Genomic DNA, 18,230 nt, shown 5'->3' with positions numbered 1-18,230 from the left:
ACGTGGCCGTGACCCGCGGAGAGGCCGTCAGGCGCGGAGCGCGGAGATCATCAGACTCCCGACATGACACCGTCACGCCCCTGTCACGCGCGTGTTCGGTTCGCTTCCCGGAACCGTGGGGCACTATGACGGGGTGGCAGCCGTAAGGTCGTCCGACTCCGCCGGCCCGCTCCGCAAGACGGGGCGGGTGATCGGTCATGCCCTGCGGACGCCGTTCACCGGTACGGCGAAAGGCATCCGCAAAGCCACCAGCGCGCACGGCGCGGGCGAGTCGGGCCTCGCCAAGCTGATCGAGCTGCACGCCGTCAACGGCGCGGGTGACGTCATGATCACCGTCGCTCTCGCCTCGACGGTCTTCTTCTCCGTTCCCACCGACGAGGCACGCGGCCGGGTCGCCCTCTACCTCGCCGTCACGATGGCGCCCTTCACGATCCTGGCGCCGGTCATCGGCCCTCTCCTCGACCGGCTCCCGCACGGCCGGCGCGCCGCCATGGCCGTCGCCATGTTCACCCGGGCGGTTCTCGCGATCGCCATGTCGGGCGCGGTGGCCACGGGCGGTCTTGAGCTGTATCCCGCCGCGCTCGGCGTGCTCGTCGCGTCGAAGGCGTACGGCGTCGTACGGAGCGCGGTCGTGCCCCGCCTTCTGCCGCCGGGCTTCCCGCTGGTGCGGGCGAATTCACGGGTGACGCTCGCCGGGCTGCTCGCCACGGGCGTGGCGGCTCCGATCGGCGCGGGGCTCCACCGCGTCGGTTCGCCCTGGCCGCTCTACGGCGCGTGCGTGATCTTCCTGGGCGGTACGGTCCTGGCGTTCCTGATGCCGTCCAAGGTCGACTCCGCCCGGGGCGAGCGCAAGGCCCATCTGCTCGCGCACGGGCAGGCGAAGCGGCCCAGTCTCCGTACGGTCGGGCCCTCGGTGCTGCACGGCCTGGAGGCGAACGCGACGCACCGCGCGCTCTCCGGTTTCCTGATCTTCTTCCTGGCCTTCCTGCTGCGTGAACATCCGGTCGCCGGACAGAGCGCCGCCATCTCCCTGGGCATCGTCGGCGTCTCGGCCGGGGCGGGCAACGCCCTGGGCACCGCCGTGGGCGCCTGGCTCAGATCGCGCGGCCCCGAGCTGATCATCGCGACGATGCTGGGCATCGCGCTCACCGCGGCGGTCCTCGCCGCGCTGTTCTTCGGCGGACTGCTGGTGGCCGTGCTGTGCGCGGTCGCGGGCCTCACGCAGGCGCTGTCGAAGCTGTCCCTGGACGCCGTGATCCAGCGTGACGTACCCGAGCAGGTGCGGACGTCCGCCTTCGCCCGTTCCGAGACCGTGCTCCAGATGGCCTGGGTGGTGGGCGGTGCGATCGGCATCTCACTGCCGCTCAACGGCGTGCTCGGCATGTCGGTGGCCGCGGGCCTCGTCGCGATCGGCGCGGTGGCGGCCGTACGAGGGCTGCTGAGGGCGGCCGGACGCGGCTCGCCGCCACCCCCTCGCGGATTGCACCCGGTCGACCGATAGCCTTCCGACCATGACCGTTGCGTTCTTCCCTGGTAGGGCCCGTCGGGCCGGCGTCGTCCTCGGTGCTGTCTCCGCCGGACTCCTCGTGCTCTCCGCCTGTGACAAGCCGACGCCGCTGGCGACCGTGACGGTCGGTTCCGACTCCGTCAACACCGAGGCCGCCTGCTACAACGACGGCAAGCCGCTCAAGGACTCCGACGCCCAGCCCTGCCTGAACAAGAAGGCGACGAAGACCATCAAGTCCGCTTCGGACGACACCGTGCGGATCGGTGTCGACCCGGAACTCGCGGACCACGGCTGGGCGATCTTCCTCGACGGCAGGCCGATCGACCCGGACCTGACGAAGAGCACGTACCGCTCCGAGGACGGCGGGCTCTTCTTCGCGCCGAACCAGACGACCGGTCAGCCGGCCCCGGCGAAGCAGCAGCTCAGCATCCTTCAGGTCGACGGCCAGAAGCTCGCGGGCGTCTGGAACTTCACCCTCGAGAAGAAGGATTCCTGACCCCGGTGCGCACTCCGGTCCGCGACTCCGGTTCCCGGCTCTGATTCCCGACTCCGATTCCCGACACTGATCCCCGGGGAGGCTCCGCCATGCGTGTGCTCGTAGTGACGGCGGTGGCGGCGGAGGCGGACTCCGTCGGTGCCGGTCTCAGCCGGTTCGCGGGCGGTGGTCCGCGGGAGATGACGGGCGGGTACGAGCTGCGCAGCCACGCCCAGTACATGCCCCGGATCTCGTCCGTGCAGATACCGGTGGTGGACGTACTGGCGGGCGGCGTGGGCCCGGCGGCCGTGGCGGCCGCCACGGCCACGGCGCTGGCGACCTCTCCGTACGACCCGCCGTACGACCTGGTGATCTCGGCCGGGATCGGCGGCGGCTTCGCGCCGCACGCGCCTCTCGGTTCGCTCGTCGTCGCGGACACGATCATCGCCGCGGATCTGGGTGCCGGCTCCCCGGACGGGTACGTGCCGGTCGACGAGCTGGGATTCGGCCGTACGGTGCACCGGCCGCCGGCCGCGCTGACGGCGCGGATCATGAAGGTCCTGGGCGCCGGAGACGCGGAACACCCCGTCGTGTCCGCGCCCGTCCTCACCGTCTCGACCGTGACCGGCACGGCCGAGCGGACTGCCGAGCTGGTGGCACGTCACCCGCGCGCCGCCGCCGAGGGGATGGAAGGTTTCGGGGTCGCGGAAGCGGCGGCCGCGCACTCCATCCCGTTCGCCGAGATCCGCGCGATCTCCAACGCGGTGGGCCCGCGCGACCGGGCGGCCTGGCGGATCGACCGGGCACTGGACTCGCTGCGGTACGCGTTCACGCTGCTCACACCTGTCTTCGAGGAGCCGACATGACCACACAGCCACAGCCCGCCGCGTCGGCCGCCCCGGCCCCGTCGGCTTCGGAGACCACGTCGGCCTCCGCGTCCTCCCGGGCATTGCGGATGGCTTTCTCGCCGTGCCCGAACGACACGTTCGTCTTCGAGGCGTGGGCCCACGGCCGGGTGCCCGGCGCGCCCGCCCTCGCTGTCACCTTCGCGGACATCGACATCACCAACGGCATGGCGGAACGCGGCGAACTCGACGTACTGAAGGTCTCGTACGCCGTGCTGCCCTGGGTCCTGGAGGAGTACGCGCTCCTGCCCTGCGGCGGCGCGCTGGGCCGGGGCAACGGCCCGCTGGTCCTGACGAAGGAACCCGGCGTCGACCTCACGGGCAGGACCGTCGCCGTACCGAGCGAGCGCTCCACCGCGTACCTGCTCTTCCGGCTGTGGGCGGCGGACGTCGTCCCCGGCGGGGTGGGCGAGGTCGTCGTCATGCCCTTCAACGAGATCATGCCCGCGGTGCGCGACGGCCAGGTCGACGCGGGACTCGTCATCCACGAAGCGCGCTTCACCTACCGGGACTACGGGCTGCACTCCCTGGCCGACATGGGCGCGCACTGGGAGTCCACGACGGGCCTGCCGATCCCGCTCGGCGCGATCATCGCCAAGCGCTCGCTGGGCGCCGAGACCCTCCGGGCCCTGGCCGAGACCGTACGTACGTCGGTCCGGATGGCCTGGGACGCCCCGGAGGTCTCGCGGCCCTACGTCCTGGAGCACTCCCAGGAGATGGACCCGTCGGTGGCCGACCAGCACATCGACCTGTACGTCAACGACTTCACCGCGGACCTGGGCGAGGACGGTTACGCGGCGATCCGCGGTCTCCTCACCCGCGCGGCGACAGAGGGCCTGGTGCCGCCGCTGCCGGCGGACGCGCTGACGTTTCCCTGAGATCTTCCGCCCCGGCCTGTTCGCCGGCGCCCGGTCGGGGTCAGACGTCCAGCTGGTCCGCCACCGCCCTGAGCAGGCCCGCGATCTTCGCGCCATGGGCCTTGTCGGGGTAGCGGCCGCGCTCCAGCATCGGGGAGATGTTCTCCAGCAGGGTCGTCAGGTCCTGGACGATCGAGGCGAGTTCGTCGGGCTTGCGGCGCTGGCCGACCGCTACCGAGGGCGCCGGGTCGAGGACGGTCACCGAGAGCGCCTGGTCGCCCCGTTGACCCGCGACAACGCCGAAGTCCACCCGCTGGCCCGGCTTGAGCACGTCGACTCCGTCAGGGAGCACCGACGAGTGGACGAAGACGTCGCCGCCGTCGTCACGAGAAAGAAAGCCGAAGCCCTTCTCACTGTTGAACCACTTGACCTTGCCGGTAGGCACGTCTGTCCTCGTCCTCGTACTCGTTGGGGCGCTGGCGCGCGTGAAAACGGCTCTGGAGAGCACTACAGCGGGTCCTCCGACCCGCCGATTCCAAGGCTAATGGCCCGTCGGCTGGTGACAAGACGTTGCCGAACGGTTCCTGTCCGCAGGGAACTACCCTGGTGGGGTGACTGCTACTCCTGCACCCAGCGCGCCGGACCCGGCGACGAAGACGACACCGAAGACGGCCACGACCGCGGCTCCGGACACCGCGACGGACGCGTTGACGAACGCGGTAACGCGCGCTCCGTCGGACACGGCGTCAGGCCGGGCCGCCGGCGAGGCCGGTCCCGGTGACGGGCTGATCCGTATCGGCGCGATCGTCTTCATCGTCGGCGCCGTGGCGACGCTGGTGACGGTGGCGCCGCTGTTCCTCGGCACGCACCCGTTCCCGTCCGTCGCGTACGCGGTCTGCATGCTGATGGGCGTCGGATTCGTCATCGCCGCCGCTGGTCTGCTGCGTACGATCGGCGCGCAGCGGCGCCGGGCCCGGCAGGCGCTCGACGCCCGTCAGGCCCGCGCGGCCGATCAGACTCTTCAGGCTCATCAGGCCGGTTCGGAAGCCTCTTCCCCGGTGGCGTAGGCCCGCAGCCACGCCGGGAACGCCGTCAGGTCCCGCAGGATCACATCGGCCCCCGCCGCCCGCAGCTCGTCCTCGTCGCAGGGCCCGGTCGGTACGGCGACGGAGAGGGCGCCCGCCGTACGCGCGCCGCGCACATCGCCGGTGTGGTCGCCCACGTACACCGACGCGCCGTGCTCGCGCAGCGCCTCGCCCTTGGCCTCCGCCCACAGCCAGCCGATGACCGCGTCGGGCTCGATGCCGAGGTGGGTGAGGTGCAGCTTCGCGTTCGGCTCGTGCTTGGCCGTGACGACGATCGCCCGGCCGCCCAGCTCCTGGACCGCCTTGACGGCTTCCCGGGCGCCCGGCATCGGCAACGTCGGCTCGATCGCGAATGCGGGATAGATCTCCCGGTAACGGTCGGCCATTTCCGCTATGCGGTCTTCGGGAAACCAGTGCGCCAGCTCCAGATCGAGCGGTGGCCCGAGCCGGGTGACGGCCAGGTCCGCGTCGATCCTGACCCCGGTCTCGGCGGAAAGCGCCGTGTAGGCGGCGTGGATACCGGGCCGGGAGTCGATCAGCGTCATGTCCAGGTCGAAGCCGACGGTCGGCGCGCGGCGAGCGGAAACCGGCCCCGGAAGGGGCGTTGAGGCGGGTGCTGAGGCGTGGGCGGGGCGCGGGGCGTTGAGGGATGGCATGGAGCCCATTGTGCCCAGGTGTGCCCAGCCCTGGGCGGCTCGGTCCCGGTGCGGTCCGGGTGCTTAGACTGAACCCGGCTTAGCCAAGCCTAACCAAGCTTGCCGAGGTCCGGCCGGGCCCCGGCCGTCTTCCACTGTTCGCCACCATCCGTTCTGATTGGTTCTGATGCCAGCCGCCGCCCCGCCGAGCCCCAGCGCGCCGGCCTCCAGCGCGCCGCCACCGCCTCCGCCGCACCGCGCCAGGCGCGCCCTGGCCGTCAGGCGCGTCGGGTGGACGGCCGCCGCCGTGGTGGCCGTCCTGCTCGCGGTCCTGCTGAGTCTCGCGGTCGGGGCGCGCGCCATCGCGCCGTCCGCCGTGTTCGACGCGGTGTTCCAGGGCGGGCGCAGCCCCGACGCCGAGGTCGTACGCCAACTCCGCGTGCCGCGCACGCTGATCGGGCTGATGGTCGGCGGGGCGCTGGCCCTCGCGGGCACCGTGCTGCAGGGCATCACGCGCAACCCGATCGCCGACCCGGGCATCCTCGGCATCAGCCAGGGCTCGTCGGTCGGCGTGGTCCTGGCCATCTCGCTCTTCGGCGTGCACACCCTGTCCGGTTACGTGTGGTTCGCCTTCGCGGGCGCCGCCGTCGCGTCCGTGGCGGTGTACGCCATCGCGTCCAGCGGGCGCGGTGGCGCCACGCCCGTCAAACTCGCCCTCGGCGGGGCCGCGATCAACGCCCTGCTGGTGTCGGTGACGCAGGGCCTGCTGACGACCAGTGCGTCGACGCTGGAAGAGTTCCGCTTCTGGCAGGTCGGTTCCGTCGCGGGACGCGATTCGGACGTGGTGGGCCAGGTCTGGCCGTTCCTGCTGATCGGCGGGGTGCTCGTGGTGGCCGTGGCGCGCGGCCTCGACGCGCTGGCACTGGGCGAGGACGTGGCGAAGGGCCTCGGGCAGAACGTCGCGGCCGTACGCATCGTGGGCGGCATCGGCGCGACGCTGCTCACCGGGGCGGGCGTGGCGGCGGCGGGTCCGATCGCGTTCGTCGGTCTCGCCGTACCGCACATCGCGCGCGCGATCGTCGGCACGGACCACCGCTGGGTGCTGCCGATGGCCGCGCTGATCGGGCCGGTCATGCTGCTCGTCTCGGACGTCGTCGGGCGGATCGTCTTCCCGCCGGGCGAGGTGCCCGCGGGTGTGATCACGGCGCTGCTCGGGGTGCCGTTCCTGGTCGCTCTCGTACGCAGGAAGGCGGTATCGGCATGACGACGCCATCCGCGCCCGCCATACGGCCGGTCCCGGGCGTCCGGCCGGCCGGCTACACGCGCATACGGGCCGGGCGCGGCTCCTTCCTGATCCACCGGCGCGCGGCGGTGGTCGCGGGCTCGCTCGCGGTGCTGCTCGCGCTGGTGTGTGTCGCCTACCTCAGCATCGGCGAGAGCTTCGTACCGCCGTCGGAAGTCCTGAAGGTGATCTTCGGGCAGCCGTCGTCGGACCAACTCGTCGTCGGCACGCTCCGCCTGCCGCGCATGGTGCTGGGGGTGCTCGTCGGTGTCGCGTTCGGGATCGCGGGCGGGCTGATCCAGACCGTCGCGCGCAACCCGCTCGCCAGCCCGGACATCATCGGCGTCAGCCAGGGCGCGGGCGCGCTCACGGTGGGGGCGATGACGTTCGGCGTCACCTCGTACACCACGCTGCCGTACCTCTCGGTCCTGGGCGGTGTCGCCGCGGCCGCGCTGGTGTACGTCTTCGCGTGGCGCGGCGGGCTCCAGGCGACGCGCTTCGTCCTCATCGGGATCGGCTTCGCGATCGCGCTGCGGTCCATCACCACGCTGTTCATGACGAAGGGCGACGTGCTCGTCGCGCAGCAGGCCCAGGTCTGGATGACGGGCTCGCTCAACGGCCGCGGCTACGACGAGGCGATGCCGCTGCTGCTCGTGCTGATCGTGCTGCTGCCCGGCGTGCTGTGGGCTGCGTACGCGCAGCGCACGGTGTCGATGGACGACGACACCGCGACGGCGCTGGGGGTGCGGCTGGGCCGCGTACGGCTCGGGCTCGTCCTGCTCGGTGTCGTGCTCGCGTCGGTCGCGACGGGCGCGGCGGGCCCGGTCGACTTCGTGGCGCTGCTCGCGCCGCAGATCGCCCGGCGTATGACCCGTACCGCGCAGATCCCCCTGCTGTGCTCGGCGCTGATGGGCGCGGTGATCGTCGTACTGGGCGACCTGCTGGCCCGTGTGCTGCTCTCGCCCACGGAACTGCCGGTGGGCGTACTGACGGCGGCGGTGGGCGCGCCGTATCTGATCTGGCTGCTCGTCAAGGGGCACAGCATCCGTAGCCGTACCGCTGGAGGTAAGTGATGGGCAGCAGGCTCACCGCTCGTGAACTGACGCTCGCGTACGAAGAACGCACGGTCGTGCACGACCTCGACCTGGCCGTTCCGGACGGGCGGGTGACGGTGATCGTCGGCCCGAACGCCTGCGGGAAATCCACCACGCTGCGCGCGCTGGGACGGCTGCTGAAGCCCCGCACGGGGTCGGTGCTGCTGGACGGCGAGGAACTGGCGAAGATCCCGACACGGCAGATCGCCCGGTCGATCGGCCTGCTGCCGCAGTCCCCGGTGTCGCCGGAGGCGATCACGGTCGCGGACCTGGTCTCACGCGGCCGCCAGCCGCACCAGCACTGGTGGCAGCAGTGGTCGGACGAGGACGAACGCGCGGTCACGGCCGCGATGGAACGTACGGACGTGACGGCACTCGCCGACCGCTCGGTGGACGAACTGTCGGGCGGCCAGCGCCAGCGGGTCTGGATCGCGATGGCGCTGGCGCAGGAAACGGACCTGCTGCTGCTCGACGAACCGACGACATTCCTGGACATCGCCCACCAGGTGGAAGTCCTGGACCTGGTACGCCGCCTGAACCACGAGCAGGGCCGCACGGTGGTGATCGTGCTGCACGACCTCAACCAGGCGGCGCGGTACGCGGACCACCTGGTGGCGATGAAGGAGGGCCGCATCGTCGCGGAGGGCAGCCCGGCGGAGGTGGTGACGGCGGAGCTGGTGCGCGAGGTCTTCGGCCTGGAGTCGGTGGTGATCCCGGACCCGGTGACGGGCTCACCGCTGGTCATCCCGGGAGCGCCGTACCGGGCGGGGGTGGATTCCGGCGCGGGTGTGGATGCCGGCGCGGTGGGTGGGGCGCGGTAGTCGGGGCGGGACGGTGGTCGGAGGTTCGGCGGGCGGGTTCGCTGCCTGCGGGTTTGCCCCGGGCCGGCGGGTTTGTTCGGGCCGGGGGGTTGATCCGGGCCGCGGGGTTGTTCGGGCCCGGGGGTTGTTCGGGCCCGGGGGTTGTTCGGGCCGCGGGCTTGCCACGGACCACGGGCTGACCCGGGCCGCGGGCTGACCCGGGCTCCGGGGTTGTTCGGGGGGCTCCGGGGTTGTTCGGGCCCGGGGGTTGTTCGGGCCGCGGGGTTGACCCGGGCTGCGGGCTGACCCGGGCTGCGGGAGTTCAGGCCCGGGGGTTGTTCGGGCCGCGGGCTGACCCGGGCCGCGGGCTGGCCCGGGCTCCGGGGTTGTTCGGGCCCGGGAGGGTTGTTGACGCCGCAGCGCCCCGCCGCGCCTTCTCGCCCGCTCGCCTACCTCCTGTTCCCTGCCCGCGCGTTCCCTACGCCCGTCGCCGCGAGCGCCATACCAGGTACAGCGCCGAGGCCACCGCTGCCGTGCGGACCACTACCGGCCAGGTCTCCTGGAGCGCGGCCGCCATGCCGTCCTGCGGGATCGGGTCGCCCCAGCGGTTGTTCATGCGGCCCCAGAGCCACACCAGGCCGCCCGCGACCGACACGCCCGGGAGGCCGAAGACCGCCAGCTTGGCTTCGGTGCGCGACAGCTTGCGGGAGGCGTACGCGAAGAGCCAGCCACCGCCCAGGGCCAGCCATGAGCCCAGGAGCGCGCCGACCACCAGCAGCGCCGCCGCCAGCAACAGGAACGGGTTCGTCAGGCCGCCCGCGCGGCCTTCCCCGCCGCGGCGGCGCAGCCGGGGCCGCCAGCGGCGGCCCGACGCCTTCTCCAAGCCTGCGGGGCCGCCCCCGGACCCCCCACCGGGGAGCCCGCCCGGGTTGCGCCCTGTCCCGTCCGCCGGTGCGGCTTCGTCCTCAGGCCCGTCCTCCGTGGGCGACTTGAGCATGTCGGGGATCTCCAGCCCGCCCACGAACCCCGGCACGCCCAGCGATCCGCCCATCGGGCCCGCCTGGACCCGCCACCAGTCGGGGTCGTTGTCGAGCCCTGCCCCGGACCCGGACCCGGACAGACCGTCAAGCCCCGACGGCCCCGCAGGTCCGCCGAGTCCCGTGAATCCTGCCGGCCCCGCCGATCCCGCCGGCTGCTCCGGGCCCCGCTGTCCGGGGACCTCCGCTCCGGCCGCCTGCTTCCGCAGCCGCGACCCCGTGCCCCAACCCGTCCGCTGCTCCGGTACCGCCGGGCCCTGGGGTTCCGGTGCCGCCTGGGGCCGGACGGCGTTCGTCGACGCCGTCCTCACCAGCACCTCCGGGTCGCCCATCCGCCCCAGGATGCGCCGCACGACCGCCGGACTGTCCCCGCCGAACTTCCCGCGCTGCTGGTCGATCTCGTTGCGCAGCGTGGACACCAGCTTCATCCGCTCGCCGGACGGCAGCTGTTGCTGCTGGGCCACGTCCCCGACGCGGCTCAGATAGTCGTAGACGAGTTGATCGCTCTCGATCCCCACACAGACCTCCCAACACCGTCGCGGCACCTTGCTCGCGATGGTGTCGGAGTCATCCTCGTACGTCCAGTACGAACCTCCCGTACGCCCCCGGTGGAGCCCCGACGCGGACCTTCCTACCCCGAGGACACCCCGAGGACGCGGGCGGGACGCTCCACAGGGGCTACCTTGGGGCGGATGGGGAGCAGCGAGCCCGAGCAGGAGGCGCACGTGTCACAAGGAACCGGCGGTACGCCACCTACACCGCCGCGCACCCTCGCGGAGGCTCTCCGCACGCAGGGAGACGATTCACTCGCCGCCCTGCTGCGTGCGCGCCCCGACCTCCTCTCCCCCGTTCCGAACGACCTTTCCCAGCTCGCGACCCGCGCGGGCACCCGTGCCTCCGTCGTACGGGCGCTGGAACGCCTGGACCGGTTCACGCTCCAGACCGCGGAAGCGCTGGCCGTCGCTCCCGAGCCCGCGCCGTACGACGCCCTGCGCGCGCTTCTGACCGGGGACGAGGGCGACGAACAGGTCGAGGCGGCGCTCCGCGTCGCCGTCCGCACCCTGCGCGACCAGGCGCTGATCTGGGGTGGCGACGACCGGCTGCGGCTGGTGCGCACCGCCCGCGAAATCCTCGCGCCCTCCCCCACCCACCCCTCGCCGACCGGCCTCGGTCCCACCGTCGCGGAGGCGACCACCGGCATGTCGCCGGGGCGGCTCCAGGAGATCCTGACCGCCGCTCAGTTGCCCTCGACCCATGACCCGGTCTCCGCCGTCGCCTCGCTCACCGCGCTCTTCACCGACCGCACGCGCATGGCGGCGCTGCTCGACACCGCCCCGGTGGAGGCACTTTCGGTCCTGGACCGGCTGGTGTGGGGTCCGCCGTACGGGGAAGTCACGTCCAGCCCCACGCCCCCGGTGCAGTGGCTGCGCGACCGCGGGCTGCTGCTGCCCGCCTCCACGCGTACGGTCGTGCTCCCGCGCGAAGTGGCGCTGCATCTGCGCGCCGGGCGCGCGCACCGGGTGACGGAGCCCGTGCCGCCCGCCGTCACACCCCGCGCGGAGTACGGCGCCCCGGTGGTGGACCGTACGGCCGCGGGGCAGGCCTTCACCGCGCTCGGCACCATCGAGGAACTGGCCAAGGACTGGAACGAGGGCGGCCCGAACGTCCTGCGCGCGGGCGGGCTTTCCGTACGCGATCTCAAGCGCACGGCCGCCGCCCTGGACGTCACCGAGTCCGTCGCCGCCTTCTGGGTCGAACTCGCCTACGCGGCCGGGCTGCTCGCGGCGGACGGCGAACCGGACGAGCGGTACGCGCCGACCCCCGCCTACGACGACTGGCAGGAGCTGCCCGACCCCGAGAAGTGGGCCCGCCTGGCCACCGCCTGGCTGACCGCCACCCGTACGTCCGGCCTCGTCGGCAGCCAGGACGCCAAGGGCCGTACGCTCGCGGCGCTCGGCCCCGATCTGGACCGCGGTCCCGCCCCGGAGGTACGTCAGCGGGTCCTCGCCCTGCTCGCGACGCTCCCCGAAGGTGCCTCGCCCGACCCGGACTCACTGCTCGCCAGGCTCCGCTGGGAACGCCCCCTGCGCGGCACCGCGCAGGCCGGGAAATCCCAGGATCTGCGCGCACGTCTCGCGTCCTGGACGCTGACGGAGGCGGAGATGCTGGGGCTCACCGGCCGGGGCGCGCTCTCGTCCCAGGGCCGCGCGCTGCTGGTGCCCGCGCCGTACGCCCCGGACGGGAACGTCACCACCGCCACCGAGCTCAGCGCCGCCGGTCTGCGCGCCGCGCAGACTCTGGCGCCGCTGCTGCCCGAACCGCTGGACCACGTGCTCCTCCAGGCGGACCTCACCGCCGTCGCCCCCGGACCGCTGCTGCGGCCGCTCGCCGAACTGCTCTCGGTCGCCGCGGAGATCGAGTCGAAGGGCGGGGCGACCGTCTACCGGTTCACACCCGGGTCCGTACGGCGCGCGCTCGACGCCGGTCAGTCCGCCTCCGACCTGCACTCCTTCCTGAAGGCACACAGCCGTACGCCGGTACCGCAGCCGCTCGCCTACCTCATCGACGACGTGGCCCGCAGGCACGGTCATCTGCGGGTGGGCGCGGCCTCCGCGTACGTACGCTGCGACGACGAGGCCCTGCTCGGCGAGATCCTGGCCGACAAGCGGTCGCAGGGGCTGCTGCTGCGCCGTATCGCGCCGAGTGTCCTGGCCTCCCAGGCCGACCCGGCGGCGCTGCTCGAAGGACTGCGTTCGATGGGGCTGGCGCCCGCCGCGGAATCGGCCGAGGGGGACGTCCTGCTCACCCGCGCCCTCGCCCACCGCGCCCCGGCCCGTACGGCGCCGAAGCCGGTCCCCGAGGGGCCGCCGGCGCCGGACGCGACGCTGCTGGGCGCGGCGGTACGGGCGATCCGGGCAGGGGACATGGCCGCCACGGTCGTCCACAAGACGGTGTCCGATCCGGCGGGGGCGGGGGTGTCCCGGCCTGCCCCGTCCGGGAGCGGTGAGCTGCCCCGTACGTCGGCCGCGGAAACTCTCGCGACCGTGCAGGCGGCCGCGATGACGGGCTCGGCCCTGTGGATCGGTTACGTCAACGCGGAGGGCGCCGCCAGTCAGCGCGTCATCGCACCCGTGCGGGTGGAGGGCGGCTTCGTGACGGCGTACGACCACACGGCGGACGAGGTCCGTACGTATCCGCTGCACCGCATCACCGGGGTCGCCGAACTGGCCGACGACCCGGCATGATGCCGGGCACCCCGCGCGGTGCCCGGCGGAACGACGGATCAGCGGCTTCGTTTGATGCGCAGCCTCTCGGACCAGGACGACGGTTCGCCCGCCGGCTTGCGGGCCGAAGCCGAGGCGCCCACAGGCTCCTTGGTCAGCTTCGCCGGCTTGGCCTTCGGCTTGGACCCGGCCCTCGGCTTCGAGGCGGTCTTCGTCGCCGTTCCGCCCGCTGTCCGGGCGGCCGCCTTGGGGGACGCCTCCTGGGGAGGCCTCTGCTCCTTGGCGGCGGGGACCCGCGGCACGGCCAGCGCGTGGTACCTGCGGCCGATCCACCATCCCAGCAGCAGGTACGCGATCAGCGCGCCACTGGTGTTCAGGATCACGTCGTCCACGTCGAAGGCACGGCCCTCGATCACCGCCCCCTGCACCAGCTCCACCAGCACCATGACGACGGCGGTCAGCGTCACGACGCGGATCATGCGCCATTTGCGTGCCATGAGTACCGGAAGGAGCAGCCCGAAGGGCGCTCCCATGACCAAGTTGCCCAAGACCTGCTTGCAGGCGGCGAGGAAGGTGTAATCCTCGGCGTACTGACGCAGCGAGTGCCCCGGTTGGATGTTGGAGCCCGCGATGTCCGAGGACGCCGGGGACGGTGTCAGGGTGAGTTCGGCCAGGACGGCCGCGAAGGCCACCATGGCGACAAATGCCATGACAAGGATCATCACTCTTAATACGGTTCGGCCCCAAGAAACTTTCGCCGGGGCGGCGCTCCCGGGCTCGGACCTTTCCGTTTCAGCGCTCATAGCACCTTGGTGCCCCCGGACCGGCTCGACATGCGCGACACTGGACGTTTGGCATACGGAAAGGGCGCAGCTGTGAATGGACCTCTCATCGTCCAGAGCGACAAGACGTTGCTGCTCGAAGTCGACCACGAGCAGGCTGATGCCTGCCGCCGCGCCATCGCGCCCTTCGCCGAACTGGAGCGCGCGCCCGAACACATCCACACCTACCGCTTGACCCCCCTCGGTCTGTGGAACGCCCGCGCGGCCGGGCACGACGCCGAGCAGGTGGTCGACGCGCTCGTGGAGTACTCGCGGTATCCCGTGCCGCACGCCCTTCTGGTCGATGTCGCGGAGACGATGGCCCGTTACGGCCGTCTCACCCTTTCCAAGCACCCCACCCACGGTCTTGTCCTGACCAGCACCGACCGGCCGGTGCTGGAGGAGATCCTGCGGTCCAAGAAGATCGCGCCGCTCGTCGGAGCCCGTCTCGACCCCGACACCGTCGCCGTCCATCCCTCCGAGCGCGGCCAGATCAAGCAGACGCTGCTGAAACTGGGCTGGCCGGCCGAGGACCTCGCCGGGTACGTCGACGGTGAGGCCCACACGATCGATCTCGACGAGTCGGGCTGGGCGCTGCGCCCGTACCAGAAGCAGGCCGTCGAGAACTTCTGGCACGGCGGCTCCGGCGTGGTCGTGCTGCCCTGCGGTGCGGGCAAGACGCTGGTCGGCGCCGGAGCCATGGCGCAGGCCAAGGCGACGACGCTGATCCTGGTCACCAACACCGTCTCGGCCAGGCAGTGGAAGCACGAGCTGGTGAAGCGCACCTCGCTGACCGAGGACGAGATCGGCGAGTACAGCGGTACGAAGAAGGAGATCCGCCCGGTCACCATCGCCACGTACCAGGTACTGACGACCCGGCGGAAGGGCGTCTACCAGCACCTGGAGCTGTTCGACTCCCGCGACTGGGGGCTGATCCTGTACGACGAGGTGCACCTGCTGCCCGCGCCCGTCTTCAAGTTCACGGCGGACCTCCAGGCCCGTCGACGGCTCGGGCTCACGGCGACGCTCGTGCGGGAGGACGGCCGCGAGTCCGACGTCTTCTCGCTCATCGGCCCCAAGCGCTTCGACGCTCCGTGGAAGGAGATCGAGGCGCAGGGCTACATCGCGCCCGCCGACTGCGTCGAGGTACGGGTGAACCTGACCGACAGCGAACGGCTCGCGTACGCGACCGCCGAGACCGAGGAGAAGTACCGCTTCTGCGCGACGACCGCGACCAAGCGGAAGGTGACGGAAGCGCTCGTACGCAGGCACAAGGGCGAGCAGACACTCGTCATCGGCCAGTACATCGACCAGCTGGACGAACTGGGCGAGCATCTGGGCGCGCCGGTCATCAAGGGCGAGACGAGCAACGCGCAGCGCGAGAAGCTGTTCGACTCGTTCCGGCAGGGTGAGATCTCGGTGCTGGTGGTGTCGAAGGTCGCGAACTTCTCGATCGACCTGCCGGAGGCCACGGTGGCGATCCAGGTGTCCGGCACGTTCGGGTCGCGGCAGGAGGAGGCGCAGCGCCTCGGGCGGGTTCTGCGGCCGAAGGCGGACGGTCACGAGGCGCGCTTCTACTCCGTCGTCGCGCGCGACACGATCGACCAGGACTTCGCGGCGCACCGGCAGCGGTTCCTGGCGGAGCAGGGATACGCGTACCGGATCGTGGACGCGGACGAGCTGCTTGCGGGGAACTGAGCGCCCCGGCGCACGGCAGTCGGTGACGTACGGCGCCGGCTGCCGGGTCAGCCGCGCTTGTCGCTTGCCTCTTCCGTGTACTCCCCGAGAACGGCCACGCTGAACGCGGCGGTCACGAAGACCTTGATCACGCGCAGTGCGTTGCCGACCCGGTGGGCGGGGTGGTGGGGCGCGGTGCCGGTCGCGCCGTGGGGCGGGGGAAATATCGCTGTGGTCATGTCTCCATGGTGGATTCCGGACTTCGCCGGCACATCGGTCCAGGGACTGAACCTGGAGATCCACTCCGTACAACTTTCGGCATACCGGATCCCCTGGAGGACGGATTGCCACGACGAGCGCTCGCGGGACAGTCTGGACGCCCCCGGTGGCCTTGGAGCGAGCCCCGTCGGCGCCGAAATCCGTTCGCCCGGGACGCCTGCGGCTGAATAGAATCTCCCACCTTGCCCGCGCTCCTCGACGAGCGCCGCCGACCGGACGGAAACCGGCCGGCTGCCATGACGTGATCCACGCCGCCAGGAACACCGCCGGCCCCCTCGTTCGCCACGACGGGCCCGCGGCCCTCCGGCGTGCGGACAGCCACAGCCCGGAGGCAACACCGTGCCCGCGCACGCCCCTGAACCAGATACGACGCCGGCGCCGGCGCCCGCCGCCGACTCCCTTTCCGACCCCCTCGAACGGGAGCGCGCCCATCTCAGCGCCTCGCGCGCCGCGCTGCGCGCCATGCGTGAGGACGTCCAGTCGCTCGACATCCGCGACGTCACCGCGAACTGGGTCAACGCCGCCGTCCTCGGCGCCCAGATCGAGGACCGGATCAAGGCGCTCGCCGACCTGTCCCACACTCCGCTCTTCTTCGGACGCCTCGATTACCTGCACAGGGTCGGGGAGGAGGAGGCCGAGGGCGCGGAGGGCGACCGTTTCTACATCGGCCGGCGGCACGTCCACGACGCGGCCGGTGATCCGATGGTCATCGACTGGCGCGCGCCCGTCTCCCAGCCGTTCTACCGGGCCTCCAAGAAGGACCCGCTGGATGTCGGACTGCGCCGCCGCTTCGGCTACACGGCGGGCGACCTCACCGCGTACGAGGACGAGCACCTGTCCGACCCGACGGAGAGCGTGCGGAGCAGCAAGCTGCTCCAGTCGGAGATCGAACGTCCGCGTGTCGGCCCCATGCGTGACATCGTCGCGACGATCCAGCCGGAGCAGGACGAGATCGTACGGTCGGGGCTCGGCGGCACGGTGTGCGTGCAGGGCGGCCCCGGAACGGGGAAGACGGCTGTCGGCCTGCACCGGGTCGCGTACCTCCTCTACGCGCACCGCGACCGGCTGGCCCGTACGGGCACGCTCGTGATCGGGCCGAACGCGTCCTTCCTCCACTACATCGAGCAGGTACTGCCCGCGCTCGGCGAGCTGGAGGTCAAGCAGGCCACGGTCGACACCCTGGTCGGCGCGGCGGTGGAAGTACGCGGGACGGACGCGGCGCCCGCCGCTGTGGTCAAGGGTGACGCGCGGATGGCGGAAGTGCTCCGGCGCGCCCTGCGCTCGCACGTGACGCCGCCGACCGAGCCCGTGGTGGTCGTGCGCGGTTCGCGGCGGTGGCGGGTGCCTGCGTACGAACTCGAAGAGCTTGTGGGGCAGTTGCTTGATCGGGACATGCGCTACGGCGCGGCCCACGAAGCCCTGCCGCAGCGCATCGCGCACGCCGTGCTCGTACGGATGGAGGAGGCGGGCGAGGCTCCGGATGACCGTGTGCAGGACTCCGTGGCGCGCAACCCCGCGGTCAAGGCGGCCGTCAAGGCGATCTGGCCGGCGGTCGATCCGGCGAAGCTGGTGCTGCGGCTGCTGTCGGACGCGGAGTTTCTGGCGGAGCACGCGGAGGGGGTGCTGACGGAAGAGGAACAACGGACCATCCTTTGGGTGAGGCCGGCACGGAGCGTGCGGTCGGTGAAGTGGAGCGCGGCGGACGCGGTGCTGATCGACGAGGCGAGCGATCTGATCGCCCGTACTCATTCGCTGGGCCATGTGGTGCTGGACGAGGCGCAGGATCTGTCGCCGATGCAGTACCGGGCGGTGGGACGGCGGTGCTCGACAGGTTCGGCGACGGTGCTGGGCGATCTGGCCCAGGGAACGACGCCGTGGGCGACGGCGAGTTGGGCGGAGGCGCTGCGGCATCTGGGCAAGTCGGACGCGGTGGTGGAGGAACTGACGGCCGGGTTCCGCGTGCCGCGTGAGGTGATCGCGTATGCCTCCCGGCTGCTTCCCGCGATCTCGCCGGGGCTCGCGGAGGTGGAGTCGGTGCGGGAGTCACCGGGGTCGCTGTCCGTACGTCATGTCCCTGATGACGTGGACGCCGCCGTGGTCGCGGCATGTGTGGAGTCCCTTGCCCACGAGGGCTCCACGGGCCTGATCGCGGCGGACGCGCGGATCCCCGATCTGGCCCGCGCGCTGGACGCCGCAGGACTCACGTATCTCTCCCCGGGCGAGGAGACCACGGCGGAGTCCCGGTTGACGTTGGTCCCGGCCTCACTGGCGAAGGGGCTGGAGTACGACTACGTCGTACTGGACGAACCGGCGGCAGTGGTGGCGGGCGAGCCGGACGAACGGACCGGGCTGCGGCGGCTGTACGTGGCCCTGACCCGTGCGGTGTCGGGACTGATCGTGCTGCACTCGCTTCCGGTACCAGAAGCGCTGGAGCCGGCGTAGGGGGCGGGCAGGGAGGCTTCCGCGCCCGGTTCCGGAGCGGGGAGGACCGGGGCCGGGCAAGGCGGGGCCGGGAGCGACGCGGGGACGGGGGCAGGGCGGGGACGGACACG

At 72.0% G+C, this 18,230-nt stretch carries 16 protein-coding genes; 11 read left to right on the top strand and 5 right to left on the bottom strand.

Going from position 1 to position 18,230, the window contains the following annotated elements; all coding sequences use genetic code 11:
* Window positions 1-133: 133 nt before the first annotated feature.
* The 4 genes from ACIP6N_RS14190 to ACIP6N_RS14175 all read left to right on the top strand — a co-directional run bounded on the left by ACIP6N_RS14190 (window position 134) and on the right by ACIP6N_RS14175 (window position 3,765).
* A complete protein-coding gene (locus tag ACIP6N_RS14190) occupies window positions 134-1,501 on the top strand; it encodes an MFS transporter (RefSeq protein WP_401815521.1) in 1,368 nt (455 codons plus the stop codon).
* A 10-nt stretch (window positions 1,502-1,511) separates the two neighbouring features.
* Window positions 1,512-2,003 (top strand): DUF2771 domain-containing protein, encoded by a 492-nt coding sequence (locus tag ACIP6N_RS14185; RefSeq protein WP_401815519.1) that lies wholly within the window; start codon window positions 1,512-1,514, stop codon window positions 2,001-2,003.
* 89 nt (window positions 2,004-2,092) lie between these two features.
* Complete coding sequence (locus ACIP6N_RS14180) at window positions 2,093-2,848, top strand: futalosine hydrolase (RefSeq protein ID WP_401815517.1); 756 nt, start codon at window positions 2,093-2,095, stop codon at window positions 2,846-2,848.
* Between the two features lie 89 nt (window positions 2,849-2,937).
* Window positions 2,938-3,765, top strand: a complete 828-nt coding sequence (locus tag ACIP6N_RS14175) for a 1,4-dihydroxy-6-naphthoate synthase (protein WP_401816190.1) — start codon at window positions 2,938-2,940, stop codon at window positions 3,763-3,765.
* 40 nt (window positions 3,766-3,805) lie between these two features.
* Here ACIP6N_RS14175 and ACIP6N_RS14170 read toward each other — a convergent pair whose 3' ends face one another.
* The gene (locus tag ACIP6N_RS14170) at window positions 3,806-4,189 is read right to left on the bottom strand and encodes a cold-shock protein (protein ID WP_401815515.1); all 384 of its coding nucleotides are present in this window, start codon (window positions 4,187-4,189) and stop codon (window positions 3,806-3,808) included.
* Between the two features lie 340 nt (window positions 4,190-4,529).
* Between ACIP6N_RS14170 and ACIP6N_RS14165 the strand changes: the two genes are divergently transcribed.
* On the top strand, window positions 4,530-4,811 hold the full coding sequence (locus tag ACIP6N_RS14165; protein WP_401816188.1) for a hypothetical protein: 282 nt from the start codon (window positions 4,530-4,532) through the stop codon (window positions 4,809-4,811).
* On the opposite strand, the gene ACIP6N_RS14160 is transcribed toward ACIP6N_RS14165, so the two are convergent.
* Window positions 4,775-5,494: an HAD family hydrolase gene (locus tag ACIP6N_RS14160; RefSeq protein ID WP_401815514.1), complete on the bottom strand. Its 720-nt coding sequence runs from the start codon at window positions 5,492-5,494 to the stop codon at window positions 4,775-4,777. The genes ACIP6N_RS14165 and ACIP6N_RS14160 overlap by 37 nt on opposite strands.
* Window positions 5,495-5,651: 157 nt before the next feature.
* Here ACIP6N_RS14160 and ACIP6N_RS14155 point away from each other — a divergent pair, with 157 nt between their 5' ends.
* The 3 genes from ACIP6N_RS14155 to ACIP6N_RS14145 are packed head-to-tail and all read left to right on the top strand — an operon-like array spanning window position 5,652 to window position 8,661.
* Window positions 5,652-6,728, top strand: a complete 1,077-nt coding sequence (locus tag ACIP6N_RS14155) for a FecCD family ABC transporter permease (protein WP_401815512.1) — start codon at window positions 5,652-5,654, stop codon at window positions 6,726-6,728.
* Entirely contained in the window at window positions 6,725-7,819 is a 1,095-nt protein-coding gene (locus ACIP6N_RS14150) for a FecCD family ABC transporter permease (RefSeq protein ID WP_401815510.1), read from the top strand. Before ACIP6N_RS14155 ends, ACIP6N_RS14150 begins: the two co-directional genes overlap by 4 nt.
* Entirely contained in the window at window positions 7,819-8,661 is an 843-nt protein-coding gene (locus ACIP6N_RS14145) for an ABC transporter ATP-binding protein (RefSeq protein WP_401815508.1), read from the top strand. Before ACIP6N_RS14150 ends, ACIP6N_RS14145 begins: the two co-directional genes overlap by 1 nt.
* A 457-nt stretch (window positions 8,662-9,118) precedes the next feature.
* Here ACIP6N_RS14145 and ACIP6N_RS14140 read toward each other — a convergent pair whose 3' ends face one another.
* Window positions 9,119-10,195 (bottom strand): hypothetical protein, encoded by a 1,077-nt coding sequence (locus tag ACIP6N_RS14140; protein ID WP_401815507.1) that lies wholly within the window; start codon window positions 10,193-10,195, stop codon window positions 9,119-9,121.
* Window positions 10,196-10,369: 174 nt separating this feature from the next.
* Between ACIP6N_RS14140 and ACIP6N_RS14135 the strand changes: the two genes are divergently transcribed.
* Window positions 10,370-12,922 carry a helicase-associated domain-containing protein gene (locus ACIP6N_RS14135; RefSeq protein ID WP_401815506.1) on the top strand — a complete coding sequence of 851 codons (2,553 nt, stop codon included), beginning with the start codon at window positions 10,370-10,372 and terminating at the stop codon, window positions 12,920-12,922.
* Window positions 12,923-12,960: 38 nt separating this feature from the next.
* Here the strand turns inward: ACIP6N_RS14135 and ACIP6N_RS14130 are convergent, their stop codons facing one another.
* A complete protein-coding gene (locus ACIP6N_RS14130; RefSeq protein ID WP_401815505.1) occupies window positions 12,961-13,611 on the bottom strand; it encodes a VanZ family protein in 651 nt (216 codons plus the stop codon).
* Between the two features lie 165 nt (window positions 13,612-13,776).
* Between ACIP6N_RS14130 and ACIP6N_RS14125 the strand changes: the two genes are divergently transcribed.
* Window positions 13,777-15,420 carry a DNA repair helicase XPB gene (locus tag ACIP6N_RS14125; protein WP_401815503.1) on the top strand — a complete coding sequence of 548 codons (1,644 nt, stop codon included), beginning with the start codon at window positions 13,777-13,779 and terminating at the stop codon, window positions 15,418-15,420.
* A gap of 47 nt (window positions 15,421-15,467) precedes the next feature.
* On the opposite strand, the gene ACIP6N_RS14120 is transcribed toward ACIP6N_RS14125, so the two are convergent.
* Window positions 15,468-15,638, bottom strand: coding sequence for a hypothetical protein (locus tag ACIP6N_RS14120; RefSeq protein WP_401815502.1), 171 nt, complete (start codon window positions 15,636-15,638; stop codon window positions 15,468-15,470).
* A gap of 379 nt (window positions 15,639-16,017) precedes the next feature.
* Here ACIP6N_RS14120 and ACIP6N_RS14115 point away from each other — a divergent pair, with 379 nt between their 5' ends.
* Window positions 16,018-18,120 carry a HelD family protein gene (locus ACIP6N_RS14115; RefSeq protein WP_401815500.1) on the top strand — a complete coding sequence of 701 codons (2,103 nt, stop codon included), beginning with the start codon at window positions 16,018-16,020 and terminating at the stop codon, window positions 18,118-18,120.
* The last annotated feature ends 110 nt before the right edge of the window (window positions 18,121-18,230 follow it).

This window comes from Streptomyces sp. NPDC088725 (genome assembly GCF_044751305.1).
GTDB lineage: Bacteria > Actinomycetota > Actinomycetes > Streptomycetales > Streptomycetaceae > Streptomyces.
Note: the sequence above shows the minus strand (reverse complement) of the source record. Positions and strands in the feature narration are given on the sequence as shown.

What these genes read in the sequence shown, in the direction of transcription:
- ACIP6N_RS14185 (WP_401815519.1), top strand. Translation starts at nt 1,512, where the DNA reads ATGACCGTTGCGTTCTTCCCTGGTAGGGCCCGTCGGGCCGGCGTCGTC.
- ACIP6N_RS14180 (WP_401815517.1), top strand. Translation starts at nt 2,093, where the DNA reads ATGCGTGTGCTCGTAGTGACGGCGGTGGCGGCGGAGGCGGACTCCGTC.
- ACIP6N_RS14175 (WP_401816190.1), top strand. Translation starts at nt 2,938, where the DNA reads ATGGCTTTCTCGCCGTGCCCGAACGACACGTTCGTCTTCGAGGCGTGG.
- ACIP6N_RS14160 (WP_401815514.1), bottom strand. Translation starts at nt 5,494, where the DNA reads ATGGGCTCCATGCCATCCCTCAACGCCCCGCGCCCCGCCCACGCCTCA.
- ACIP6N_RS14155 (WP_401815512.1), top strand. Translation starts at nt 5,652, where the DNA reads ATGCCAGCCGCCGCCCCGCCGAGCCCCAGCGCGCCGGCCTCCAGCGCG.
- ACIP6N_RS14150 (WP_401815510.1), top strand. Translation starts at nt 6,725, where the DNA reads ATGACGACGCCATCCGCGCCCGCCATACGGCCGGTCCCGGGCGTCCGG.
- ACIP6N_RS14145 (WP_401815508.1), top strand. Translation starts at nt 7,819, where the DNA reads ATGGGCAGCAGGCTCACCGCTCGTGAACTGACGCTCGCGTACGAAGAA.
- ACIP6N_RS14135 (WP_401815506.1), top strand. Translation starts at nt 10,370, where the DNA reads ATGGGGAGCAGCGAGCCCGAGCAGGAGGCGCACGTGTCACAAGGAACC.
- ACIP6N_RS14130 (WP_401815505.1), bottom strand. Translation starts at nt 13,611, where the DNA reads ATGGCATTTGTCGCCATGGTGGCCTTCGCGGCCGTCCTGGCCGAACTC.
- ACIP6N_RS14120 (WP_401815502.1), bottom strand. Translation starts at nt 15,638, where the DNA reads ATGACCACAGCGATATTTCCCCCGCCCCACGGCGCGACCGGCACCGCG.